Origin of the sequence: Burkholderia lata, from assembly GCF_902499025.1 — a bacterium.
GTDB classification, from domain to species: Bacteria; Pseudomonadota; Gammaproteobacteria; order Burkholderiales; family Burkholderiaceae; genus Burkholderia; species Burkholderia lata_C.
The window spans coordinates 40,026-63,948 of record NZ_CABVPW010000049.1 but is presented as its reverse complement, the minus strand read 5'-3'; the positions used below and the strand labels follow the sequence as shown (position 1 = coordinate 63,948).

Annotated in this window: 25 protein-coding genes, 1 tRNA gene and 1 riboswitch; of the genes, 17 read left to right on the top strand and 9 right to left on the bottom strand. The window is 67.2% G+C overall.

What is annotated here, in order from left to right:
- The 6 genes from flhF to metF form a co-directional block, all read left to right on the top strand.
- Window positions 1-1,183 (top strand): flagellar biosynthesis protein FlhF (gene flhF, locus BDI24065_RS35355; RefSeq protein WP_175035065.1); only part of this gene is annotated, 1,183 nt, incomplete at its 5' end.
- Window positions 1,176-1,994, top strand: coding sequence for a MinD/ParA family protein (locus BDI24065_RS35350; RefSeq protein ID WP_175035064.1), 819 nt, complete (start codon window positions 1,176-1,178; stop codon window positions 1,992-1,994). The genes flhF and BDI24065_RS35350, both read left to right, overlap by 8 nt.
- A gap of 22 nt (window positions 1,995-2,016) precedes the next feature.
- Complete coding sequence (locus BDI24065_RS35345; RefSeq protein WP_034183990.1) at window positions 2,017-2,751, top strand: RNA polymerase sigma factor FliA; 735 nt, start codon at window positions 2,017-2,019, stop codon at window positions 2,749-2,751.
- A 108-nt stretch (window positions 2,752-2,859) separates the two neighbouring features.
- Window positions 2,860-2,976: riboswitch (S-adenosyl-L-homocysteine riboswitch) on the top strand.
- Window positions 2,977-3,008: 32 nt separating this feature from the next.
- The gene (ahcY, locus tag BDI24065_RS35340; RefSeq protein ID WP_175035063.1) at window positions 3,009-4,427 is read left to right on the top strand and encodes an adenosylhomocysteinase; all 1,419 of its coding nucleotides are present in this window, start codon (window positions 3,009-3,011) and stop codon (window positions 4,425-4,427) included.
- Window positions 4,428-4,586: 159 nt separating this feature from the next.
- A complete protein-coding gene (locus BDI24065_RS35335) occupies window positions 4,587-4,940 on the top strand; it encodes a phage holin family protein (protein WP_006477367.1) in 354 nt (117 codons plus the stop codon).
- A 25-nt stretch (window positions 4,941-4,965) separates the two neighbouring features.
- Window positions 4,966-5,796: a methylenetetrahydrofolate reductase [NAD(P)H] gene (gene metF, locus BDI24065_RS35330; RefSeq protein WP_175035062.1), complete on the top strand. Its 831-nt coding sequence runs from the start codon at window positions 4,966-4,968 to the stop codon at window positions 5,794-5,796.
- A gap of 88 nt (window positions 5,797-5,884) precedes the next feature.
- Here the strand turns inward: metF and BDI24065_RS35325 are convergent, their stop codons facing one another.
- Both BDI24065_RS35325 and BDI24065_RS35320 read right to left on the bottom strand, forming a co-directional pair.
- Complete coding sequence (locus BDI24065_RS35325) at window positions 5,885-7,363, bottom strand: amidase (protein WP_175035067.1); 1,479 nt, start codon at window positions 7,361-7,363, stop codon at window positions 5,885-5,887.
- Between the two features lie 81 nt (window positions 7,364-7,444).
- Window positions 7,445-8,137 (bottom strand): dienelactone hydrolase family protein, encoded by a 693-nt coding sequence (locus BDI24065_RS35320; protein ID WP_175035061.1) that lies wholly within the window; start codon window positions 8,135-8,137, stop codon window positions 7,445-7,447.
- A gap of 223 nt (window positions 8,138-8,360) precedes the next feature.
- Here BDI24065_RS35320 and BDI24065_RS35315 point away from each other — a divergent pair, with 223 nt between their 5' ends.
- Window positions 8,361-9,440, top strand: a complete 1,080-nt coding sequence (locus BDI24065_RS35315) for an NAD(P)H-dependent flavin oxidoreductase (protein ID WP_175035060.1) — start codon at window positions 8,361-8,363, stop codon at window positions 9,438-9,440.
- 416 nt (window positions 9,441-9,856) lie between these two features.
- Window positions 9,857-10,999: a branched-chain amino acid ABC transporter substrate-binding protein gene (locus BDI24065_RS35310; RefSeq protein ID WP_043185084.1), complete on the top strand. Its 1,143-nt coding sequence runs from the start codon at window positions 9,857-9,859 to the stop codon at window positions 10,997-10,999.
- A gap of 90 nt (window positions 11,000-11,089) precedes the next feature.
- On the opposite strand, the gene BDI24065_RS35305 is transcribed toward BDI24065_RS35310, so the two are convergent.
- On the bottom strand, window positions 11,090-12,307 hold the full coding sequence (locus BDI24065_RS35305; protein WP_175035059.1) for an MFS transporter: 1,218 nt from the start codon (window positions 12,305-12,307) through the stop codon (window positions 11,090-11,092).
- Between the two features lie 245 nt (window positions 12,308-12,552).
- Here BDI24065_RS35305 and BDI24065_RS35300 point away from each other — a divergent pair, with 245 nt between their 5' ends.
- The 3 genes from BDI24065_RS35300 to BDI24065_RS35290 all read left to right on the top strand — a co-directional run bounded on the left by BDI24065_RS35300 (window position 12,553) and on the right by BDI24065_RS35290 (window position 15,270).
- Complete coding sequence (locus BDI24065_RS35300; RefSeq protein ID WP_175035058.1) at window positions 12,553-13,212, top strand: HugZ family protein; 660 nt, start codon at window positions 12,553-12,555, stop codon at window positions 13,210-13,212.
- A 365-nt stretch (window positions 13,213-13,577) separates the two neighbouring features.
- On the top strand, window positions 13,578-13,871 hold the full coding sequence (locus tag BDI24065_RS35295; RefSeq protein WP_006491875.1) for an H-NS histone family protein: 294 nt from the start codon (window positions 13,578-13,580) through the stop codon (window positions 13,869-13,871).
- Between the two features lie 241 nt (window positions 13,872-14,112).
- Entirely contained in the window at window positions 14,113-15,270 is a 1,158-nt protein-coding gene (locus BDI24065_RS35290; protein ID WP_175035057.1) for a cation diffusion facilitator family transporter, read from the top strand.
- Window positions 15,271-15,318: 48 nt separating this feature from the next.
- Here BDI24065_RS35290 and BDI24065_RS35285 read toward each other — a convergent pair whose 3' ends face one another.
- The 3 genes from BDI24065_RS35285 to BDI24065_RS35275 all read right to left on the bottom strand — a co-directional run bounded on the left by BDI24065_RS35285 (window position 15,319) and on the right by BDI24065_RS35275 (window position 17,169).
- Complete coding sequence (locus tag BDI24065_RS35285; protein WP_011882933.1) at window positions 15,319-15,789, bottom strand: Lrp/AsnC family transcriptional regulator; 471 nt, start codon at window positions 15,787-15,789, stop codon at window positions 15,319-15,321.
- A 79-nt stretch (window positions 15,790-15,868) separates the two neighbouring features.
- Window positions 15,869-16,528, bottom strand: a complete 660-nt coding sequence (locus BDI24065_RS35280) for an exonuclease (RefSeq protein ID WP_043185094.1) — start codon at window positions 16,526-16,528, stop codon at window positions 15,869-15,871.
- Window positions 16,525-17,169, bottom strand: coding sequence for an MBL fold metallo-hydrolase (locus BDI24065_RS35275; protein WP_043185095.1), 645 nt, complete (start codon window positions 17,167-17,169; stop codon window positions 16,525-16,527). The genes BDI24065_RS35280 and BDI24065_RS35275 overlap by 4 nt, the downstream gene beginning before the upstream one ends.
- Window positions 17,170-17,825: 656 nt before the next feature.
- Here BDI24065_RS35275 and BDI24065_RS35270 point away from each other — a divergent pair.
- A complete protein-coding gene (locus BDI24065_RS35270; RefSeq protein ID WP_175035056.1) occupies window positions 17,826-18,434 on the top strand; it encodes a septal ring lytic transglycosylase RlpA family protein in 609 nt (202 codons plus the stop codon).
- Between the two features lie 108 nt (window positions 18,435-18,542).
- On the opposite strand, the gene rsmI is transcribed toward BDI24065_RS35270, so the two are convergent.
- The gene (rsmI, locus tag BDI24065_RS35265; RefSeq protein ID WP_175035055.1) at window positions 18,543-19,424 is read right to left on the bottom strand and encodes a 16S rRNA (cytidine(1402)-2'-O)-methyltransferase; all 882 of its coding nucleotides are present in this window, start codon (window positions 19,422-19,424) and stop codon (window positions 18,543-18,545) included.
- Window positions 19,425-19,470: 46 nt separating this feature from the next.
- On the opposite strand from rsmI, the gene BDI24065_RS35260 reads away from it, so the two are divergent.
- The 5 genes from BDI24065_RS35260 to BDI24065_RS35240 all read left to right on the top strand — a co-directional run bounded on the left by BDI24065_RS35260 (window position 19,471) and on the right by BDI24065_RS35240 (window position 21,926).
- On the top strand, window positions 19,471-19,899 hold the full coding sequence (locus tag BDI24065_RS35260) for a YraN family protein (protein ID WP_175035066.1): 429 nt from the start codon (window positions 19,471-19,473) through the stop codon (window positions 19,897-19,899).
- A 126-nt stretch (window positions 19,900-20,025) separates the two neighbouring features.
- Entirely contained in the window at window positions 20,026-20,610 is a 585-nt protein-coding gene (locus tag BDI24065_RS35255; RefSeq protein ID WP_175035054.1) for an SIS domain-containing protein, read from the top strand.
- Window positions 20,611-20,627: 17 nt separating this feature from the next.
- Window positions 20,628-21,425 carry a BON domain-containing protein gene (locus BDI24065_RS35250; RefSeq protein ID WP_174940024.1) on the top strand — a complete coding sequence of 266 codons (798 nt, stop codon included), beginning with the start codon at window positions 20,628-20,630 and terminating at the stop codon, window positions 21,423-21,425.
- Window positions 21,422-21,784, top strand: coding sequence for a c-type cytochrome (locus tag BDI24065_RS35245; protein WP_175035053.1), 363 nt, complete (start codon window positions 21,422-21,424; stop codon window positions 21,782-21,784). Before BDI24065_RS35250 ends, BDI24065_RS35245 begins: the two co-directional genes overlap by 4 nt.
- Window positions 21,785-21,850: 66 nt before the next feature.
- Window positions 21,851-21,926, top strand: a tRNA-Ala gene (locus tag BDI24065_RS35240).
- Between the two features lie 105 nt (window positions 21,927-22,031).
- Here the strand turns inward: BDI24065_RS35240 and BDI24065_RS35235 are convergent.
- Window positions 22,032-22,343: a hypothetical protein gene (locus tag BDI24065_RS35235; protein WP_175035052.1), complete on the bottom strand. Its 312-nt coding sequence runs from the start codon at window positions 22,341-22,343 to the stop codon at window positions 22,032-22,034.
- Between the two features lie 126 nt (window positions 22,344-22,469).
- Window positions 22,470-23,867, bottom strand: coding sequence for an enolase C-terminal domain-like protein (locus BDI24065_RS35230; RefSeq protein ID WP_175035051.1), 1,398 nt, complete (start codon window positions 23,865-23,867; stop codon window positions 22,470-22,472).
- Window positions 23,868-23,923 lie beyond the last annotated feature (56 nt).

The window sequence follows — 23,923 nt, the reverse complement described above, 5'->3', positions numbered from 1 at the left end:
CGCGAGCGCGACGCCGCCCGACTGGGCACGCGACATCGTGCGCGACGCCGAACGCCGGATGCCGGCCGCCGCCACCCGCGCGCCCGATACGAACACGAGCGCGGCGCATGCCGCGAAGGCGGCCGAGCGCACGCGCCTGTCCGCCGACGCGGCCGCCGCGGTGGCCGATGCCGTGAAGTCGCGCATCGAGCGGATCGTCAACGATACGGTGATGCAGGAGCTCGGTGAACTGCGCGGGATGATGGAAGAGCAGTTCGACAGCCTGATGTGGCACGACCGCCAGCGTCGCAGCGCCGTGCATGGCGCGCTGACGAAGCACCTGTTCGCCGCCGGTTTCTCCGCGCAGCTCGTGCGGATGCTGGTCGACAACATGCCGGCCGGCGACGGCGCGCAGACCTTCGAACAGGCCGCCGAATGGGCGCAGTCGGTGCTGGCGTCGAACCTGCCGGTGCTCGACAGCGAAGATGCACTGATGGAGCGCGGCGGCGTGTTCGCGCTGATGGGGCCGACGGGCGTCGGCAAGACCACCACCACCGCGAAGCTGGCCGCGCGCTGCGTGATGCGCTTCGGCGCGAGCAAGGTCGCGCTGCTGACCACCGACAGCTACCGGATCGGCGGCCACGAGCAGCTGCGCATCTTCGGCAAGATCCTCGGCGTGCCCGTGCACGCGGTGAAGGACGCGGGCGATCTCGCGCTGGCACTGTCCGAGCTGCGCAACAAGCACATCGTGCTGATCGACACGATCGGCATGAGCCAGCGCGACCGCGCGGTATCCGACCAGATCGCGATGCTGCACGGGGCGAACGCGCCGGTGCAGCGCCTGCTGCTGCTCAACGCGACGAGCCATGGCGACACGCTCAACGAAGTCGTGCAGGCATACCGCAGCGCGGGCGAGCACCCGGACCTGGCCGGCTGCATCCTCACGAAGCTCGACGAGGCGACCCACCTCGGCGGCGTGCTCGACACGGTGATCCGCTACAAGCTGCCGATCCACTACGTGTCGACCGGCCAGAAGGTGCCGGAGAACCTGTACGTCGCGTCGACCAAATTCCTGCTGAAGAGCGCGTTCTGTGTACCGCGCGACGGCTCGCCCTTCGTGCCGCAAGACGAGGACATGCCGACGCTGCTCTCCGCACTGACCGCACGTTCCACCGCCGAGCTTCACGAGGTGCGATTTGGATAAACGAATCATCGACCAGGCCGAAGGGCTGCGGCGCCTGCTGGCCGGGCGCGCGTCGCGCATCGTCGCCGTGGCGGGCGGGCCGGCGGGCGTCGGTTGCACGGCCACCGTCGTGAATCTGGCGGCGGCGCTCGCGTCGCTCGGCAAGGATGTGCTCGTCGTCGACGAGCGTGCCGACGTGCATTCGGCCAGCGCGACGCTGGCGGGTGCGTGGCTGCGCGACGGCGAGCGCACGCGGGTCGCGGCCGGTTTCGGCCTGTGCGCCGCCGCGCGGCTCGCGCGCAGCGGCTACACCGACGCGCAGCTGAGCGATTTCATCGACGGGCCGGCCGACATCGTCCTCGTCGACGCGCAGCTCGGCGCCGACGGTTCGTTCTCGGCGCTCGCACGCGAAGCGCACGACGTGCTGGTCGTCACGCGGGTTGCCGCGCAGGCGATCACCGAGGCGTATGCGTACATGAAGCGGCTGCATTTCGCGCATGCGTTCGCGCAGTTCCGCGTGCTGACCAACCACGTCGGCAGCCACGCGGACGCGAAGGTCGCGTTCGACAACCTCGCGGGCGTCGCGAGCCGCTACCTGACCGTGTCGATCGCCGACGCGGGCTGCGTGAGCGCCGATCCGCTCGTCGAGCATGCGCGCGAGCTGATGCGCGCCGCGGTCGACGCGTTCCCGTCGTCGGCCGCCGCGCGTGACTACAGGCAGATTGCCGCCGACCTGCTGTACTGGCCGATGCGCCCGCGTTCGGGTGCGGGCCGCGCCGTGCACGCGGGCGGCAAGCCGTCGTATGAGGCGGGCGCGGCACACGCCGCGTGAGTGCCACCGGAAGGAGAGAGCCATGATGTACAACGCTCAAGGAAAGATGTCCCAGGCCGACGTGCTCGCGCAATATGCGCCGCTCGTGCGTCGCCTCGGGCTGCAGCTCGTCGCGAAGATGCCGGCGAGCGTCGACCTCGACGACCTGATCCAGGCCGGCATGATCGGCCTGATGGACGCGGCCGGCCGCTACAAGGAAGACCAGGGAGCGCAGTTCGAGACCTACGCGACCCAGCGTATCCGCGGCGCGATGCTCGACGAGCTGCGCAGCAACGACTGGCTGCCGCGCAGCCTGCGCAAGACGTCGCGCGAGGTCGAGCACGCGGTGCACCAGGTCGAGCAGCATCTCGGCCGCTCGGCGAGCGAGACCGAGATCGCGCTGCACCTGAACATGCCGCTCGACGAATACCAGGGGATGCTGCAGGACCTGCACGGCAGCCAGCTGATCTACTACGAGGATTTCGACCGCGCGGCCGACGACGAGCCGTTCCTCGACCGCTACCGCGTCGATCACGCCGATCCGCTGTCGGCGCTGCTCGACGAGCACCTGCGCGAAGCGCTCGTCGAGGCGATCGAGCGGTTGCCGGAGCGCGAGAAGCTGCTGATGTCGCTGTACTACGAACGGGGTCTGAATCTGCGCGAGATCGGCGCGGTGCTCGAAGTGAGCGAGTCGCGCGTGTGCCAGCTGCACAGCCAGGCCGTCGCGCGCCTGCGTGCGCGGCTGCGCGAACAGGCGTGGGTCGGCGCGGAGTCCTGACCCTTTCTTGACGGCCGCGCGCGCCGACGCCGCGCGCTTGTGCCGGGTGAGTGCCGTGAATGTGCGCGCTTGCGCATTCTGCACGCCGATTTGCTACAATCCTCTCCGCTTTCCGAGGAGCGTTGCGACGGACCATTCTGCGTCCGCCAGGCTCGGAAGGCTTCACCAAGCAGCTTGTGCGGCAAAACCGCGTCGGCCCCGCTTCCTGAACGGCGCTCACGTCACCAATCTAGAAACTTTTTAGAAAGGAGGGCGTGATGAACGCCATTATCGATTCCAAAGCTTCCAACGATTACGTCGTCGCCGACATGGCGCTGGCCGGCTGGGGCCGCAAGGAACTGAACATCGCCGAGACCGAAATGCCGGGCCTCGTGCAGATCCGTGACGAATACAAGGCGCAGCAGCCGCTGAAGGGCGCGCGCATTGCCGGTTCGCTGCACATGACGATCCAGACGGGCGTGCTGATCGAGACGCTGAAGGCGCTCGGCGCGGACGTCCGCTGGGCCTCGTGCAACATCTTCTCGACGCAGGACCACGCCGCTGCCGCGATCGTCGAATCCGGCACGCCGGTGTTCGCGTTCAAGGGCGAGTCGCTCGACGAATACTGGGAGTTCTCGCACCGCATCTTCGAATGGCCGAACGGCGAATTCGCGAACATGATCCTGGACGACGGCGGCGACGCAACGCTGCTGCTGATCCTCGGCTCGAAGGCCGAGAAGGACCGTTCGGTGATCGCGAAGCCGACCAACGAGGAAGAAGTCGCGCTGTACAAGTCGATCGCGACGCACCTCGACGCCGACCCGACCTGGTACTCGACGCGCCTCGCGCACATCAAGGGCGTGACCGAAGAAACCACGACCGGCGTGCACCGCCTGTACCAGATGGAAAAGGACGGCCGCCTGCCGTTCCCGGCATTCAACGTGAACGATTCGGTCACGAAGTCGAAGTTCGACAACCTGTACGGCTGCCGTGAATCGCTGGTCGACGGCATCAAGCGCGCGACCGACGTGATGATCGCGGGCAAGGTCGCGGTCGTCGCGGGCTACGGCGACGTGGGCAAGGGCTGCGCGCAATCGCTGCGCGGCCTCGGCGCGACCGTGTGGGTCACCGAAATCGACCCGATCTGCGCGCTGCAGGCGGCGATGGAAGGCTACCGCGTCGTGACGATGGAATACGCAGCCGACAAGGCCGACATCTTCGTGACGGCCACCGGCAACTTCCACGTGATCGGCCACGATCACATGAAGGCGATGCGCCACAACGCGATCGTCTGCAACATCGGTCACTTCGACTCGGAAATCGACGTCGCGTCGACCCGTCAGTACCAGTGGGAAAACATCAAGCCGCAAGTCGACCACATCATCTTCCCGGACGGCAAGCGCGTGATCCTGCTGGCGGAAGGCCGCCTCGTGAACCTCGGCTGCGCGACCGGCCACCCGTCGTTCGTGATGTCGAACTCGTTCGCGAACCAGACGCTCGCGCAGATCGAGCTGTTCGTGCGCGGCAACGAGTACGAGAACAAGGTGTACGTGCTGCCGAAGCATCTCGATGAAAAGGTCGCGCGCCTGCACCTCGCGCGCATCGGCGCGAACCTGTCCGTGCTGTCGGACGAGCAGGCTTCGTACATCGGCGTGCAGAAGGACGGCCCGTTCAAGCCGAACCACTACCGCTACTGATCCGATGCGCCGCTGCCGCGGTGCCGTGCGCGCGTCACCCGCGCGCGCCCGGTACGGCGGCACGGCGCGGGATCGCCGGCCGCCGCGGCGCGCCTTCGGGCACCCGCGGCGGCCGGTGGCCACTGATCGTACCGATCGACAACCGAACCGGAGCACTCCATGAGCGTCATCCTCACCTGGGTCATCAACGCGCTCGCGCTGCTGATCATCACGTACCTCGTGCCGTCGATCCACATCAAGAGCTTCGGCACGGCGCTGATCATCGCGGTCGTGCTCGGCCTGATCAACACGGTGATCCGTCCGGTGCTGATCCTGCTGACGCTGCCCGTCACGATCGTCACGCTCGGGGTGTTCATCCTCGTCGTGAACGCGTTGTGCTTCTGGTTCGCGTCGTCGCTGCTGAAGGGCTTCGAGGTGTCGGGTTTCTGGTCCGCGTTCTTCGGTTCGATCCTGTACAGCATCGTGTCGTGGCTGCTGTCCGCACTGATCTTCGGTCAGCGCGACATCGGCTGAGGCCGGAGCCTGTTCTCTCAGAATCATGAAAACGATCGAACTCTCGTTTGAATTCTTCCCGCCGAAGACGGCGGAAGGCGTCGAGAAGCTGCGCGCCACGCGTGCGCAGCTGCTGCCGCTGAAGCCGAAATTCGTTTCCTGCACGTTCGGCGCCGGCGGTTCGACGCAGCAGGGCACGCTCGATACCGTGCTCGACATGCAGAAGGACGGCCTCGAGGCCGCGCCGCACCTGTCGTGCATCGGCTCGTCGCGCGACAGCCTGCGCGCGATCCTCGACCAGTACCGCTCGTACGGCATCCGGCATATCGTCGCGCTGCGCGGCGACCTGCCGTCCGGGATGGGCGCGGTCGGCGAACTGCGCTATGCGTCCGAGCTCGTCAGCTTCATCCGCGCCGAGCACGGCGACTGGTTCCACATCGAGGTCGCCGGCTATCCGGAGTACCACCCGCAAGCGCGCTCGCCGAAGGCCGATCTCGAGAATTTCGCGCGCAAGGTGAAAGCCGGCGCGAATTCCGTGATCACGCAGTACTTCTTCAACGCCGACGCGTATTTCCGCTTCGTCGACGATGCGCGCAAGCTGGGCGTGGACGTGCCGATCGTGCCGGGCATCATGCCGATCACGAACTTCTCGCAGCTGATGCGCTTCTCCGAGATGTGCGGCGCCGAAGTGCCGCGCTGGATCGCGCGCCGTCTCGAGAGCTTCGGCGACGATCGCGAGTCGATCCGCGCGTTCGGCGCGGACGTCGTCACGAGCCTGTGCCAGCGTCTGGTCGACGCGGGCGTGCCCGGGCTGCACTTCTATACGCTGAACACGGCGGCCGCGACGCGGACGATCTGTGAACGGCTCGTCGTGTAAGCGCGATCACGCGATTGCATGCGTAAAAGCCCCGCCGGTTATGCCGGCGGGGCTTTTTTTCGATGATTGCGCAGCAGCGGCGCGTGCGTCAGCGCTGCGCCTGCATCAGCGGCGGGCGGCGGTCGAACCACGGCCGCGCCTGTTCGAGCTGCCGGGCGAGCCGGAGCAGCAGCCCGTCGTCGGTGTGGCGCGCGACGAACTGCACGCCGATCGGCAGCCCGCGCGCGTTCCAGTAGAGCGGCACCGACATCGCCGGCTGGCCGGTCAGGTTGAACAGCTCGGTGCAGCCGGCCCACGTGAACGCCTTTTCCGACGACTTCGCGAGCATTTCCTTCAGCAGCGGCTTCACCGGCAGCGCGGCGAGCACCTTCATCTGCGTCGTTTCGAACGGCGTCGGCTGCAATTCGCCGATCTTCACCGGCGGGCCCGCGAGCGACGCGCACAGGATCGCGTCGTAGCGCGACACGAGGCCGGCCACCTGCACGGTGAGCTGGCGCTGCCATTCGAGCACGTCCGGCAGGCGCGTGCGCGCAAGGCGCCGGCCGACCACGGCCATCGCCCACGTCGCGGCTTCGAATTCGCCGCGCTTCGGCGTGCGGCCGGTCAGTGCGCGCGCGCCGAGCACCATCTCCTCGGCGATCGTCGCCCATAGCGTGAGGAAGGTTTCGGCGGCGCGCGCGTAGTTGATGTGCAGCGTCGCCGGCTCGACATGGTGGCCGAGCGATTCGAGCAGCGCGGCCGCGTCGTCGAGCGCCGCGCGCGTGTCGTCGGCCAGCGCCGGCGCGAGCATCGGGTCGAGCACGAGGCCGATCCGCAGCGGGCCGGGCGGCGTGTCGAGTTCGCCGAGGAACGTGCCGGGCGCGCCGGCCGGCAAGGTCTGGCCGGTCGTCACGTCGAGCAGCAGCGCGCTGTCGCGCACGCTGCGCGTGACCGCATGCTGGACGACCAGATCGCCGTTCGACGGCAGGTCGACGAGTACCGGGTTGCGGCTCGGCTTCAGGCCGAACAGCCCGCAGCACGATGCCGGGATGCGGATCGAGCCGCCGCCGTCGGACGCATGCGCGAGCGGCACGATGCCGGCCGCGACGGCCGCCGCCGCACCGCCGCTCGAGCCGCCGGGCGTGTGATCGAGATTCCACGGGTTGCGGCACGCACCGAACAGTTCGGGCTCCGTGTACGGCATCTGGCCGATCTCCGACGTGTTGGTCTTGCCGAACACGTTGAGGCCGGCCACGCGGCTTCGCGCGATCACCGGCGAATCGTCGGTGGGCACGAAATACCGGTAGTGCCGGCTGCCCATCGACAGCGGCAGCCCGGCGACCGCCGCGCCGAGATCCTTCACGAGATACGGAACGCCGGCGAACGGCGCGTCGGCGCCGCCGTCGGGTGTGGCTGACGCGCGCTGGCGTGCGGCTTCGTAGTCCTGCAGCACGATCGCGTTGATCGCGCCGTTGACCGCTTCGGCCTGGCCGATCGCGGCGTCGAGCAGTTCGCGCGGGCTCGCCTTGCGTTCGCGCACCAGCGTGGCGAGGCCGATCGCGTCATGCGCGAGATAGTCCGAGTGCATCGCTGTCATCCCCGTTGTGACTCGTGGCGATGTCACGAGCATAACGCGGGCCCGGTGCGAGGGGCCCGCGGCCGGCCGTTTTTAGAGGTGTTCGGCGAGGAAGGTCAGCGTGCGGCCATGCGCGAGCGCCGACGCGCGCTGGTTGTACGATGCGCGGTCCGTGCAGTTGAAGCCGTGCTCGGCGCCCGGATACACGTGGAACGATGCATGGCCGTGGCCGGCGAACGCGGCCTTTACCTGGTCGACGGCCGTGAGCGGGATCCCGTGGTCGTTTTCCGCGTAGTGGAACAGGATCGGCTGCGTGACCTTGCCGGCGAGGTCGAGCGCGTTCTGGATGCCGCCGCCGTAGTAGGCCACTGCCGCGTCGATCTTGCCGGTCGCGGCCGCGCGGTACGCGAGCTGGCCGCCGAAGCAGTAGCCGATCGCGGCGATCTTGCCGGCCACTTCGGGGCGCGCGCGCAATGCGTCCGCTGCCGCGCCGATGTCCGCGACCGCGAGACCCACGTCGGTCTTTTTCATCAGCTCGATGCCTTTGTCGCGATCCGCGCCTTCGTAGGTCAGCTCGACGCGCGGCTGCGTGCGCCAGAACACGTCCGGCGCGAGCGCGACGAAGCCGTCGGACGCGTACTGGTCGGCGACCGCGCGGATGTGCGAGTTCACGCCGAAGATCTCCTGGATGATGATGACGGCAGGGCCTTTGCCGCGCTTGGGCAGCGCGAGATAGCCGCCGAAGCTGTCGTTACCGGTCGGGATGTCGATCCATTGGGCAGTCACGTTCTGAACTCCTGGCGAACGGGGTGCGCGAGGCGCGCCCCGGGGTGAAAGAGGGCGGCCTAGTGTGCCACCGATCCCGTGTCGCTGCAGGGCGCGCGCCCGCTTCTCGCGCAGCGATCGTTTCGATCTCGATTATTCATTTTTCGGCGCTGCGCCGCTTCGATAGAGTCGATGTGCCGGCCTTTACAAAGCGCTTTCGCGCATCGTCATCGAAGGATTCGCCATGTCTGCCCGTCTGTTTTCCACCCCCTTTTCCGAACGCTTCGGCCTGCGCCTGCCGCTCGTGCAGGCGCCGATGGTCGGCGCGACCACGACCGCGATGGTCGCCGCCGCTTCGAATGCCGGTGCGCTCGGCAGTCTCGGCGCCGCCGCGTTCGCGCCGGAGCGTCTCGCAACCGAAGTCGAAGCCATCCGTGCGGCGACCGATCACCCGTTCGCGGTCAACCTGTTCGTGCTGCCGGACGCTGCGCCCGATGCGGCGACCGTCGCCCGCGCATTGGCCGCGATCGACCCGCTGAATGCGGCGCTCGGGTTGCCGCCGGGCACCGCGCCCGCGCGCTATGCACCCGACTTCCGTGCGCAGCTCGATGCGCTCGTGGCGTTGCGCGTGCCCGTTGCGAGCTTCACGTTCGGCGTGCTCGATGCAGCCGACGTCGCGCGCCTGAAGGCTGCCGGCACATATGTGATCGGCACGGCGACGCACGTGGCCGAGGGGCTCGCATGGCAGGCGGCCGGCGCCGACGCGCTGTCCGCGCAGGGTGCCGAGGCGGGTGGCCATCGCGGCACGTTCATCGGTTCCGCCGATGACGCACTGATCGGCACGCTCGCGCTCGTGCCGCAACTCGTCGATGCGACGGGCCTGCCCGTGCTTGCCGCGGGCGGCATCATGGACGGCCGCGGGATCGCGGCCGCGCTTGCACTCGGCGCGCAGGGCGCGCAGCTCGGCACCGCGTTCCTCACCTGCACGGAAAGCGCGATCGCGGCGGACTGGAAGGCGCGCCTGCTCGCGAGCGCCGATACGTCGACGCAGGTCACGCGCGCGATCACCGGCCGCCACGCGCGCGGGCTGCGCAACACGCTGATGGCCCGGCTCGGCGAACGCGTGGCCGACGCCGCGCCGTACCCGGTGCAGAACGCGCTGACGCAGCCGCTGCGCCAGGCCGCCGCGCGCGCGAACGACGGCGACTACCTGTCGCTGTGGGCCGGGCAGGGCGCGCCGCTCGCGCGGCGGCGCGGCGATGCGCTGACGACGTCGCAGCTCGTTGCCGCGCTCGATGCAGAATGGCGTGCGGCGGCTGCCTGAATCGTTCATATCGGACGACGAAACGCGCGTTGTCACGCGCGTTTCATTCAATGATCACGGGCACAAAATACGGAATCGAAATGCCCCCGGAATGTTTTAAAACGACCTTTCAGCAAGTCGCCGGGAATTAGCGGAAACCCTTATCCGGCGGGGCTCGCAGCGATATTCGAGTAGTCATTCCAAAGCGCGCATATCGGTAGTGTTACCACTACCCCAAAAAAGTCCCACAAATTAATTTGATCACCTACACTTGCGCGCAAGTACGGACGGGCGGCTGCTAAAAGCGGCGGTTTTCACGTGCTTGAGGCCAAGTGCATGAACGATGCAACCGGCGAATCGTCCAGTGATTGCAAACACAGGGATGGCAGCGGGGCACCGGGCGATGGCGTTTATTGGGACCGAAACTGGAGACTTACATGAATATCAAAATGCAAAAGCTGTTGCCGATCACCGCCGCGGCGATGCTGTGCGTTGCAGCTGCAAGCAACGCGGCCGCCGATCAAGTCGTCAAGATCGGCCACGTCGCGCCCTTGACGGGCGGCATTGCACACCTGGGCAAGGACAACGAAAACGGTGCGCGTCTCGCAGTCGAGGAGATCAACGCCAAGGGTCTCACGATCGGCGGCCAGAAAATCACGCTGCAACTCGACCCGCAGGATGACGCGGCCGACCCGCGGCAGGCCACGCAGGTTGCGCAGAAGCTCGTCGACGACAAGGTCGTCGCGGTGGTCGGCCACCTGAACTCGGGCACGTCGATCCCGGCCTCGAAGATCTACAGCGATGCGGGCATCGTGCAGATCTCGCCGTCGGCGACCAACCCGGCCTACACGCAGCAGGGCTTCAAGACCACGTACCGCGTGGTGGCGACCGATGCGCAGCAGGGCCCGGCACTCGCGAACTACGCGCACTCGAAGGGCATCAAGAGCGTGGCCGTGGTCGACGATTCGACCGCCTACGGCCAGGGTCTCGCGAACGAGTTCGAGAAGAAGGCCAAGGCGCTCGGCCTGAAGGTGATGTCGCATGACGCGACGAACGACAAGGCGGTCGACTTCCGCGCGATTCTGACCAAGATCAAGGGCGAGAATCCGGACGCGATCATGTACGGCGGCATGGACGCCACCGGCGGCCCGTTCGCGAAACAGGCGAAGCAGCTCGGCCTGCGCGCGAAGATCTTCGCGGGCGACGGCGTGTGCACGGAAAAGCTGGCCGACCTGGCCGGCGACGCGACCGACAACGTCGTGTGCTCGGAAGCCGGCGCTTCGCTCGAGAAGATGGCGGGCGGCGCAGCGTTCAAGGCGAAGTACGAGAAGCGTTTCGGCCAGCCGATCCAGATCTACGCACCGTTCACGTATGACGCCGTGTACATCATCGTCGATGCGATGAAGCGCGCGAACTCGACGGATCCGGCGAAGATCCTCGCAGCCATGCCGACGACGAACTACTCGGGCGTGATCGGCACGACGACCTTCGACTCGAAGGGCGACCTGCAGCACGGCGTGATCTCGCTGTACAACTACAAGAACGGCAAGAAGTCGCTGCTCGACGAAGTGAAGATGTAACGCAACAAGCGGTCAACAGGAGGGGTGAAAGCGCGCATGCGGCAACGCATGCGCGCTTTCTTTTTTAGCCGGGGCGCTTCTGTCGCGCCGTCAGATCTTCAGCCGCGCGAGTACCTTCGGCGCGACGGCCGCGACGAGCGCCGCGCATAGCGCGACGACGGACAGGCCGATCGTCAGGTTCGAAGCCTGCGCGACCGCGCCGATCGCGACCGGCCCGAACAGCATGCCGAAATACGCGAGCCCGGCCACATGCGCGAGCCCTTCGGCGGCGTGGATGCCTTTCACGCGCGCGGCGGCTGCGAACAGCACCGGCATCATGTTCGCGAGGCCGAGGCCCATCAGCGTGAAGCCGGTCAGCACCGTGGCCGGATACGGCAGCAGCAGCGCGCCGATCATCCCCGCGCAGGCGAGCGACGCGCTCGCGAACACGAGCTGCGGCGCGCCGAAGCGGGCGCGCACGGCGTCGCCCGCGAAGCGCGCGATCGCCATCCCGCCCGAGAACGCCGCATAGGCGGCGCTCGCGAGCGCGGGGCTTGCCGCGACGACGTCGCGCATGTACACGGTCGCCCAGTCGTACATCGCGCCTTCGGCGATCAGCGCGACGAGCGCGATGCCGCCGAGCATCCATAGAGCGGGCGAGCGCCAGCGGTTGCCGCCGCCGTGCGCGTGTTCGTGGTGCGGCACATGCGGCAGCACGGCCGGGCTGGCGACCACCAGCACCGTCGCGCTCGTCGCCGCTGCGAGCGCGAGATGCACGGCGGGCGCCATGCCGGCCGACAGCAGCGCGCCGCCGGCGGCCGCACCCGCCATCCCGCCAATGCTGAACATGCCGTGCAGCGACGACATGATCGGCCTGCCGATCGCGATCTCGACCGCGCTGGCCTCGGCGTTCATCGCGACGTCGAGCGTCGCCATCGAGAAGCCGAACAGCGCGAGCACCGCGAGCAGCATCGGGTAATCGGGTACGACGAGGATCAGCGCCGCGCAGGCCGACATCACGAGCCCGCCCGCGAGGCACGCGGTGCGCGAGCCGACGCGCGCGATCCAGCGCGCGATGGTCAGCATCGCGGCGATCGAGCCGACGGCGACCGCGAACAGCGCGATCGACAGCAGTCCGGGGCTCAGCGAGAACTTGTCGCGCACGGTCGGCACGTGCACGCCCCACGACGCGAACATCATGCCGGCGACGAAGAACAGCGCCATCGACGCCGCGCGTGCGCGCTGGCGGGCCGGCAGCGACAGCACGCGATGCGCGTCGGGCGGCGCGGCGAACGGGGACGACGATTCGGGGGAGGAGGATTCGGACACGGAAAGGCTCGGCAAAGGAAATGCGCGGACGCACGCGGCGCCCGTCGGACCCGTCCGATTCTATCGAATCGCTTACGATCCTGCCGGGCGATGGCCGATCGGCCGATGGTCCGGCGACCGTGCGCCCCGATGGCCCGCGTTCAACCGCATCGGCCGTTCGACCGATGCGCGGCGCATCGTGCCCGCGGGTAACATCGAAGTGCATGGCGTGCGTGGCGCGCTCCCCCTCGACCGCAGGAGTCCTCTTGAACATCGATCCCGCTCTCGCGCTGCATCTGCTCCACCGTTGCGCGCTCGGCACGCTCGCCACGCATTCGCGCGAGCCGCAGGGTTTCCCGTACCCGACGGTCGTCCCGTTTGCACCGGATGCAAGCCATCGTCCCGTGATCCTCGTGAGCGGCCTCGCGGAGCACACGCGCAATCTGGCCGCCGATCCGCGCGCGGGCTTCCTCGTCGTCGATGCGCCCGGCGGCGACGTGCTGAACGCCGAGCGCGCGACGCTGCTCGGCCGGTTCGTGCCGCTCGGCGACGATCCGCACGTCACTGCGCGCTACTGCCGCTACGAGCCGGACGCCGCGCGCTATCTCGCGCTCGGCGATTTCACGTTCTGGGCGCTCGACGTCGAGCGGCTGCGGTATATCGGCGGCTTCGGGCGCATGGGCTGGGTCGACGGCACGCATCTCGATGTGCTGCCGCCGCTCGCGTTCGACGAGGAACAGGCGTTGTGGGACGCGTACGATGCCGGCGCTGCGTGCCGCGACGGGCTTGAATTGCTCGGCGTCGATCGCCACGGCGCCGACTGGCGACATGACGGCCGGCGCGTGCGCACGCCGTTTGATACGCCATTAGCGGATGCAGGCGCATTACGCGAGCGGCTGATTGCATGCGCGCGGGATGTGACGTGACGTCGCGGATGCCGGCTTGTCCGTGTTTTGCTCGTTTAGCGCGCCGCGCCATCCGATTTTCGCAAAGCTGTCGTCCGATGAAAGCTTCTATTTTTTGAATGCAGGGTAATTGCGTATGTTGATAGACCTAATAGGCAATCGCTAATGTCCTAATCTCTGTGTAGGAACGTAAAAATTTGAGAAAAGGCCGCGACCGGTCAAAATGACACGAGTGAATTTCAATTGGTCTCGGGATTTTCATGAATCTCGCTTCTATCAAATCTTTTTTGTGCTAATCTCTGCCTTCGAAAATCCGAGGCACATATATTTCATGAATGGTGAGCTGGCTACAGACCGGCGCCATTGGTCAGATAGAAAGGGAAACTATGTCTTCTTACAAGGACCTGCTGGCCCAGCGGGAGAAGCTGGAGAAGCAAATCGAAGAAGCGAAGTCGCGTGAATACGCTGAAGTGCTGAATGACGTGAAGCAGAAAATTGCCGACTACGGCTTTTCGCTCGCCGAACTCGGTCTCAGCCGCGCGAAGGCAGGCAAGGTTGGCCGTCCGCGCGCAGGCGTTGCCGCGAAATACCGCGATCCGGAAACGGGCGCGACGTGGTCGGGCCGCGGCAAGCCGCCGCGCTGGATCGCTGGCAAGAACCGCGAACAGTTTGCAATTTAAGTGTTTGTTTAAGTTGCCTGCTCTTCAAAAGAGCCGCGTGTCCGTTAAGGAGCGCGGCTTTTTTGTTTTCCGCGGCCGCCGCGCACGTGGCGATGTCATGAAAATGTAATAATGGGGCGTGAATGAAAATACGACCCGTTCGCATAAGCGGTTGATTTAAATAAGAAATTTGTGGGTATTGTCGGGGTTCACGGGGCGCCCTTGATAGAATCGGGTATCGCTCACCGATATCTCATATTTCATGTCCACGTTTTCCGGCGACGCGCAGAGCGCAGATAAGCACGAGGTTGCACGCAAGAGCACGTTCGTCAGTATTGTGCTGAATGTCGTGCTGGCCACATTTCAGATCGTCGTCGGCACGATTGCGCATTCCCAGGCATTGATTGCTGACGGGGTGCATTCGATTTCCGATTTGATCTCGGATTTTGTCGTGCTGGTTGCGAATCGGCATAGCGGCGCATCGCCGGATGCCGACCACAATTACGGACACAGCCGCTACGAGACCGTCGCCTCGCTGTTTCTCGGCGCGATCCTGATTGCGGTCGGCGTCGGCATGCTCTGGCGGGCCGGCGACCGTCTCGTTAATCTCGAAAACATCCCGGCGGTACATTTTTCCGCGTTGATCGTCGCGCTGACGGTGCTCGTGTCGAAAGAGGCGCTGTTTCGCTACATGTTGCGCGAAGCGCGGCGCGTGCGTTCGGCGATGCTCGTCGCGAACGCATGGCATGCGCGTTCGGATGCCGCATCGTCGCTCGTCGTCGCGATCGGCATCGTCGGCAGCCTGGCCGGCGTGAAGCTGCTCGACCCGATCGCGGCGGCGATCGTCGGCTTCATGGTCGCGCGCATGGGCTGGACGTTCGGCTATGACGCGTTGCAGGACCTCTCCGATCGTGCGCTCGATACGACCGATACGGCCGAGATCCGCGCGCTGCTCGCGGCGACGCCCGGCGTGCGCGATGTGCACGACCTGCGCACGCGCAAGATGGGCGACGCCGCGCTCGTCGACGCGCACATCCTCGTCGATCCGAAAATCTCCGTCTCCGAAGGGCACTACATCGCCGAGACCGCGCGTGCGCGCGTGCTGACCGACCCGCGCGTGCTCGATGCGCTGATCCACGTCGATCCCGAGAACGACGCGGCGCGCCGTCCGGCGCTCGCGCTGCCGCCGCGCGGCGAGATCGCGGCCCGGCTCGAGGCCGCGCTCGCGCAGCGCGGGCTGCATGCGGCGGCCATCAACCTGCATTACCTGAGTACGGGGCTCGAGATCGACGTGACGCTGGCCTGCGATCCGCACGATACCGACGCGGCGCTGGCCGGCCGGCTCGACGCCGATGCACTGAAGCGCGAGTTCGGCGCGCGCCGGATCGGCTTCACACGCACGATGCCCGCGCAGGCGTAACGCGCCGCCGGCCACCGCGCCGGCGAGCCACCTGCGCGTGCCGCCGCGTTACAGCGGCAGTTGCGTGTCGAACTTGATCTCGCGCAGCACGACGCTCGTGCGCACTTGCGACACGGCGGGGATCTTGAAGATGCGTTCGTGCAGGAACACGTCGTAGGCCTTGATGTCCGGCGCGACGATCTTGAGGATGTAATCGGCTTCGCCGGTCGTGCTGTAGCACTCGGTGACTTCCGGGCAGGTCGAGATCTCGCGCTCGAACTGCTCGACACCGCCTTCGTTGTGGCGGGTCAGGTGCACGTGCGCGAGCGCGCAGACGTGCAGGCCGAGCTTCTCGCGATCGAGCAGCGCCGTGTAGCGCTGGATCACGCCCGACTGTTCCATGTCCTTGATGCGGCGCCAGCACGGCGTGCTCGACAGGCCGACCTGGTCCGAGATTTCCTGGACCGAACGACGCGCGTCGAGCTGCAACAGGCGAAGGATTTTTTGCGAAAAGGAATCGAGCGTCACCTGCGCCTCCATGCGGCAGCTACAACACGCTGAATGTTAGAGGGCCGGGAAAGGAAAGGCAATCTGGCGTCGCGTTGTTGAGCGAGATTCGCTAATTTGCTCGCGGATCCGTGGGGATTTGTCCCGCGCCTGCGTCTTCCGACCGATCGGTGTCCGACACCGCGAGGCCCGCGAGCGCGGCCTGCTGGCGGCGCAGGTCGGCGAGCATGTTGCAAAACAGCGCGCCTTGCTCGATCGCGTCGTCGAGCGCGACGTGCGTGTGCGGATGGTCGTCGAACCAGTGCTTCGGAAAACGCGGCTTGATTGCCTTGCGGTACGGCAGGCCCGTCATCGCGAACGCGAGCGTCTTGATGTCGAGCGCCGACCACGAGAACGGGCAGCGGCCCGCGAAGCGCATCATGTACCAGAACATGAACGTGAAATCGAAGCCGGCCGGCATCGCGACGAACACCGGCTTGCCGGGCAGCGCCTCGACCCAGTCGACGTACGCGACGAGCGCGGCTTCGGGCGCCTGCAGATCCTTCCGGCACGCGGCCCATGCTTCGGGCTCGGTCTTCCACCACGCTTCCTGCACCGGGTGTGCCTGCGCGCCCGGCAGCGTCTCGAGGTTGGCCGAGAACGTCGCGATCAGCTGCTTGTCTTCGGTGTAGGCGGCCGACGCGAAGCTCAGCATCGAGTGCGGGCCGGGAATCGGGCCGTCGGCCTCGACATCGGTGCTGACGTAGATTTCCGGGATGGCGGTCTGGTTCATCCGAATACCTTGTCGGACACGAACGGGTTCGTGCGGCGCTCGTCGCCGAACGTCGACACCGGGCCGTGGCCCGGCACGAACGTCACGTCGTCGCCGAGCGGCCACAGCTTCTCCTTGATCGACCGGACGAGATCCTCGTGATTGCCGCGCGGGAAATCGGTACGGCCGATCGAGCCCGCGAACAGCACGTCGCCGACGATCGCGACGCGATGCGCGCGGCTGAAGAACACGACGTGGCCGGGCGTGTGACCCGGGCAGTGATAGACCTCGAGCGTCTCGTCGCCGAACTGCACGGTGTCGCCGTCGTTCAGCCAGTGGTCCGGCTCGAAGGTTTCGGCGGCCGGAAAGCCGAAGCGCTCGCTCTGCATCGGCAGCTTCTCGATCCAGAAGCGCTCCTCTTCCTGCGGCCCCTCGATCGGCACGCCGTAGTGCGTCGCGAGCGTCTTCGCGCCCGCGCAGTGATCGATGTGCCCGTGCGTGAGCAGCACCTTCTCGACCTGCACGTTCTGTCGCGCGACTTCCTGTTCGATCCGGTCGAGATCGCCGCCCGGATCGACGACGGCGGCGCGGCCCGTCTTCTCGCAGACAAGCAGCGAGCAGTTCTGCTGGAACGGCGTGACCGGAATGAGCGTGACTTTCATGGAGGCACCGGCGGCTAAAAGGAGCGATTGTACCGGTCGCGCGTGCCGCCTGCCGGTCGCACGACGCGCGTCGCGACGCACACCTGCGGGCATTCCCGGAGCATGCCGATTGTTACAGCCATAGTGAGAATCAATGGTCCGCAGGGGGTGCTTTTCGGGTTGACCTTTTGGTTTATGTATAATGCGCCCCATTGCGCGTGATTTTCACGCAATTCGCTGGTGTTTCGGCCCCGTTAAAAAGGGGCGTCGGAGGCACCGTCAAGCATCAGCCGCCGGGGAGTCCGGCGGTGTATCCAGCACCGAAATTTCGGTGCTCACGTCTTGTCCGGCCGGGTGCTGCGCGCCCGCCTGCGGCCCTGCTGCCGCGCCGCCGGATGAGGCCTGTGCCGCCGTTCCTGTGAGTCGGTCGTTTCGACGCGCGCGAACGTGAAGCCATGTTCGATGGCGGCATGTGGGGTCTGGTCAGGCTGTTGGGGACAGGTTGCGCCAGACGTGAAAACTAATCAGGACGGTTGCGGCCTAGACGAAAGCCGCGCCCATGCTAGCCGCCTGCTCGCATCCGAGCGGGGCGTGCACGCATTTGCCGTCCGGGCCGCGTATCTGCGCTGTGAATCGGCGTGATGAAGGAGCGGCCCGAACCAGAAGGCGACACGTCGATGAATTTACGTTTTCCGAGTCGATTCGGGACCATTGCATTGTTTTTTGCGCTGACGGGCTGCGCGGTGCCACCCAGCCAGACCACCGGTAGCGCGAACCAGAAGAACACCGTCGACAAGACGGCTGCCGCCGCGAAGGCGGATAGCGACAAGCAACTCAGTTTTGATTCCGCACTGGCGTCGATGCCGGCTGCCGACAGCAAGGACGCGAAGAAGTCGTCGCTGGCGGACGCCGAGCCGATCGACGGCAAGGATGTGTCCGATTTCCGCCAGACGGGCCGCGCATCGTGGTACGGGCGGGATTTCCACGGCCGCCGCACCGCGAACGGCGAGCGCTTCAACATGAACGCACTCACCGCCGCGCATCGCACGCTGCCGCTGTCGTCGTACATCAAGGTGACGAACGCGTCGACCGGCAAGTGGGTCGTCGTGAAGGTCAACGATCGCGGGCCGTACAAGCGGGGCCGCGTGCTCGACCTGTCGTATGCGGCCGCGAAGCTGATCGGCCTCGTGCACGCCGGCACGGGCCGCGTGAAGATCGAAGGGCTGTCGCCGCAGGAAGCGCGCGAGGCACGCGACGAAATGTTCGCGTCGATCTCGGCGAAGTAACGCAGCGGATCGACCGCTCATGCAAAAGGGCTGCCCGAGGGCAGCCCTTTGCTTTTCCTGCACCGCGCGATGCCGGCGCCGGGTTCCCGGTGCCGGCCGCGTCGCGCGTCAGCTTGCTTCCTTCAGCACAAGCGCTCGCGCATACAGCGTGTTGCGCGACGCGCCCGTCAGCGCGGCCGCGAGCTTGGCCGCGCTCTTCACCGGTACCTCTTCCAGCAACAGCTTGAGCAGCGCGTCGTGCGCGGTGTCGTCGGCCTCGCCGCTCGTGTCCGGCGCACCTTCGACGACCAGCACGAACTCGCCACGCTGCCGGTTCGCATCGCCGGCGAGCCAGGTCTGTCCTTCGGCCAGGGTGCCCTGGAACAACTGCTCGTGTAGCTTGGTGAGCTCGCGCGCGATCAGCAGCCGGCGCGCGGGGCCGAATGCGTCGGCGAGCGCGGCGACGCATTCGGCGATCCGGTGCGGTGCCTCGTAGAACACCAGCGCATACGGGTGCGACACCAGCGCCTGCAGCGCGGTCGCGCGCTGCTTGGCCTTCGGCGGCAGGAAGCCCGCGAACGTGAACGCGCCGGCCCAGTCGCCGGCCACGCTCAGTGCGGTCACGGCCGCGCTCGCGCCCGGCAGCGGGATCACAGCGAAGCCGGCGGCGCGCACTGCGTCGACGAGCCGCGCGCCGGGGTCCGAGATGCCGGGCGTGCCGGCGTCCGATACATAGGCCACGCGTTCGCCGCCGCGCAGCAGTTCGATCACGCGTTGCGCGGCTTCGCGTTCGTTGTGCTCGTGCACGGCGATGAGCGGCTTCGAGATCCCGTAGCGGGCAAGCAGCTGGCCCGTGTTGCGGGTGTCTTCGGCCGCGATGCGGTCGGCGAGGCCGAGTACGTGCAGCGCGCGCAGCGTGATGTCGGCGGTGTTGCCGATCGGCGTGGCGACCACGTAGAGCGCGGCGTCCGGGTAGTGCTGCGTTTGCGCGAGTTCGAGGAGGGCAGTCATGGCAGGCAATGCGCGCAATCGCGGCGCAAGCGGAACAAGGACGGCATTGTGCCACGCGGCGCCGGCCCGGCCGGGCGACGGGCGCGGTTTGGCACGAGCAGGCGACAACTTTTCGGGTGCGGCGCGATCCAAACCGGTCGGCGCGGCGTTCGAGCAGCGTGCGCGGCAGTTTCTCGAACGCCGCGGCCTCGCGTTCGTCGCGGCGAACGCGACGATGCGCGGCGGCGAGCTCGATCTCGTGATGCGCGAGCCCGACGGCATGCTCGTGTTCGTCGAGGTGCGCGCGCGGCGCAGCGTCCGGCATGGCGGCGCGGCCGCGAGCGTCGGCTGGCGCAAGCGTCGTCGCCTGGTGGCGGCCGCGCTCCAGTACTGGGCGCGGCACGGCGCCGGTGCCGCGTGCCGCTTCGACGTCGTCGCGTTCGAGGCCGGCCGGCTCGTGTGGCTGCGTGACGCATTTCGTGCCGACGATGCGTAGCCGCGAGCTGTGACGAGATGTAAAGAGTTCTTGCCGGACCCCCGGAGAGGGTGCCGGAGTACGGTAAACTCGCCGCACCCACGATGTCGCGCGATGCGTGCCACGCGCCCAGTTCACCAGGAATCGATGTCAGTCGAACGTATTCAGCAACATTTCCGCGACAGCGCCGCGCTTCACGCCGAAGCGGCCGACGTGCTGTCGCTGCCGATCGCAGCCGCGGTCGATGCGATGTTCGCCGCGCTGGCGAACGGCAACAAGATCGTCGCCTGCGGTGACGGCCCGTCGGCCGCCGCCGCGCACTACCTCGCCGTGTCGCTCGTCGGCGGCTTCGAGCGCGAGCGCCCGGGTCTGCCCGCGATCGCGCTGGCCACCGATGCATCGCAGGGCGGCCTCGCGGGCGCGGTGTCCGCCGAGCAACTGTTCGCGCAGCAAGTGCGCGTGCTCGGCCAGACCGGCGACATCCTGCTGGTGCTCGATCCGGCCGGTGCGTCGCCGCGCGTGCTGGCGGCGATCGACGAAGCGCACGAGCGCGAGATGACCGTTGTTGCACTGACGGGCGGCGACGGCCATGCGGTCGCCGCTGCGCTGTCCGATACCGATATTCCGATCAGCGTGCCCGCCGTTCGCGCGGCGCGCATCCACGAAGTCCATCTGCTGACCATCCACTGCCTGTGCGACGGCATCGACGCGATGCTGCTGGGTGAGGATTGAACGAAGGAGAGCCGTCGATGAATCAAAGCCGCGTCAAACAGACGCTCGTCAGAACCACGCTGCTCGCTGCGCTGACGGCGGGCCTCGCCGTGTCGCTGCAAGGTTGTGTGCTCGGGGTCGTGGGCGCAGCGGCCGGCGGTGGCGCGCTGATCGCGACCGATCGCCGTACGCTCGGCGCGCAGACGGAAGATCGCGAGATCCAGGTCAAGTCGCTCACGCAGATCAACAACGGGCTGCCCGACCAGTCGCACGTGAACGTGACGGTGTTCAACCGCCGCGTGCTGCTGACGGGTGAAGTGCCGAACGATGCATCGAAGCAGCGCGCCGAGGAAATCGTGCGCGGCATCAACAACGTGAACGGCATCGTCAACGAGCTGTCGGTCGAGCCGGCATCGTCGCTGTCGTCGCGCGCGAACGACTCCTACCTCGAAGGGCGCGTGAAGTCCGAGCTGATCGCGACGAAGGGCATCTCGTCGAACTACTACAAGGTCGTCAGCGAACGCGGCAACCTTTACCTGATGGGGCTCGTGACGGTCGACGAGGGCAATCGCGGCGCGGAAGCCGCCAGCCAGGTGCCGGGCGTCGAGAAGGTCGTGAAGGTGTTCCAGTACGTGAAGCCGCAGGACGCGCAGGCGCTGCAGGACGCATCGCCCGCAAGCGGCGCGTCCGGTGCGCAGGCCGCCGCGCCGGCGGATACCGCGACGGTGGGCGCCGTGCCCGACGCGTCGGTGCAGTCCACGCCGCTGCAGCCGCCCGCACCGATCTCGAATTCGTCGAACGTGCACCCGGGCAACCCGAAGGCCCCGTCGCAATGAAGAACATGCAGATGAAGCAGATGAAACAGTGGATGGTGCAAGGCGCTGCGGCCGCGGCGCTCGTGGTTGGCACGCTGGGCGTCGCGCACGCGGATGTCGGCGACGGCCTGAAGGTCGCGCGCGGCAACGCATGCATGGGCTGCCACGCGGTCGATCGCAAGCTCGTCGGTCCGTCGTTCAAGGATATCGCCGCCCGCTACAAGGCCGATCCGCAGGCCGTGGCCAAGCTGTCGAAGAAGGTGAAGGAGGGCGGCTCCGGCGTCTGGGGCGCGATTCCGATGCCCGCGCACCCGCGCATGAGCGACGCCGACGTGCGTTCGGTGGTCGAATGGGTGCTGGCTGGCGCACCGTCAAAGTAAGGTTTCAGGGGCGATTCAACCCCTATTGCCAAGCGCAGAAATGCGTGTGTATGATGGTTGACTGTTGGGGCGGTAGCTCAGCTGGGAGAGCGTCGCGTTCGCAATGCGAAGGTCGGGAGTTCGATCCTCCTCCGCTCCACCAACGAAATTCGAAGGGCCCGATCTCAAGATCGGGCCTTTTTGTTTTTGCGGGTCCGCGACGGCAGGCCGTGCCCGGGTGCCGTGTTCGACCTGGAGGGGCGACCGGTCAGGTCAACAGCTCGTGCGCGAGCTTGAACGTCGGCACCGACAGCGCGGCGAACGCCACCGTGATGGCCGCGAGAATCGTCGTTCTTTTCCGCAGCAGCGCGGCGATGATCATCGACAGTACGGAGAACGCGCAGGTCAGCAGGATGATCCACCAGAGCGCCGCGTAGCCGGCGCCGCCTTCGAAGTTCGATACGTTCCGCGTGATCAGGGTTGCGACGTAGCCGGCGATGGTCATGCTCGCGGGCAGGCTCAGCACCGAGTACAGGATGAGGACGATGATCTGTCGCGGTGTCGGATCGGGAGACTTCATGGCGAGCGCTTTTGTTTCGGATGGACGGGCCGCCGAACCGTTCGCCGTGCGGGCCGATTCAGGCAGCCGGCAGAATGCGGGCGTTTTCCGCGTTTGACAACCACTCGCCGCCGCCCGCCACCACCTTCACCCCCGCTCGAAACTCGGCCGCTTCGGATCGTACGTCCACCCCGGCACCAGATAGCGCATCGCGACCGCATCGTCGCGCGCGGTGCCGCCCACCGCGTTGTACAGCGCATGCGCGGCCTCGACCTGCGCCATGTCGAGTTCGATCCCGAGCCCTGGCCGCTCCGGCACGGCCACCTGGCCGCCGACGATCTCGAGCGGCTCGCGCGTGAGCCGTGCATCGCCTTCCTGCCAGATCCAGTGCGTGTCGATCGCGGTGATCGTGCCGGGCGCAGCTGCCGCCGCATGCGTGAACATCGCGAGCGACACGTCGAAGTGGTTGTTCGAGTGCGAGCCCCACGTGAGCCCCCAGTCGCGGCACAACTGCGCGAGCCGCACCGACCCCTGCATCGTCCAGAAATGCGGATCGGCGAGCGGGATGTCGACCGCCTGCAGCCGCACTGCGTGATCCATCTGCCGCCAGTCGGTCGCGATCATGTTGGTCGCGGTCGGGATCCCCGTCGCGCGGCGGAATTCGGCCATCACCTCGCGGCCCGAATAACCGCCTTCCGGCCCGCACGGATCTTCCGCATACGCGAGCAGGTGGCCCTGCCCGCGGCACAGCGCGACGGCCTCGTCGAGCGACCACGCGCCGTTCGGGTCGAGCGTCGCGCGTGCGTCGGGGAAGCGCGCCTTGATCGCGGCGATCGCTTCCATCTCGTCGGCGCCGGCCATCACGCCGCCCTTCAGCTTGAAATCGGCGAAGCCGTAGCGATCGACCGCGGCTTCGGCCTGCCGCGCGATCGCGGCCGGCGTGAGCGCCTCCTCGTTGCGCAGCCGGAACCATGGGGTGCGCGCCTGCGCCTCGTCGCGATATGGCAGGTCGGTGCGGCCGCGATCGCCGATATAGAACAGATAAGCGAGCATCGGCACCGCGTCGCGCTGCTGGCCTTCGCCGAGCAGCGCCGCGACCGGCACGTCGAGATGCTGGCCGAGCAGGTCGAGCAGCGCCGCCTCGATCGCGGTGATCACGTTGTCGAGCCGCAGGTTGATCTCGTGCGGCTGGCGCAGCACTGCCGCTTCGCCGGCCGACGTCACCTCGTGCCGGATCGTGCGGCCGGCACCCGGCCCCGCGCCGGACAGCGCCGCGCGCATCGCGTTGAGCGTCGCCTGGTAGCGGCCGATCGACTGGCCGACCACGAGATCCGTCATGCGCTCGAGCGCGTGGCGGATGCCTTCGCCGCCCGGCACTTCGCCGACGCCCGTATGCCCGCTGCTGTCGTCGAGGATCACGAGGTTGCGCGTGAAGTACGGCGCGTGCGCGCCGCACAGGTTGAGCAGCATGCTGTCGCGGCCGGCGACGGGAATCACCTGCATGCGCGTGACGCGCGGGGTGCCGGCACGGCGGGATTCGGACATCGGTTCGCTCCTGGTTCCGGTGGCGGATGGGCCGCCGGCTGCGCCGGTGCGGCCCG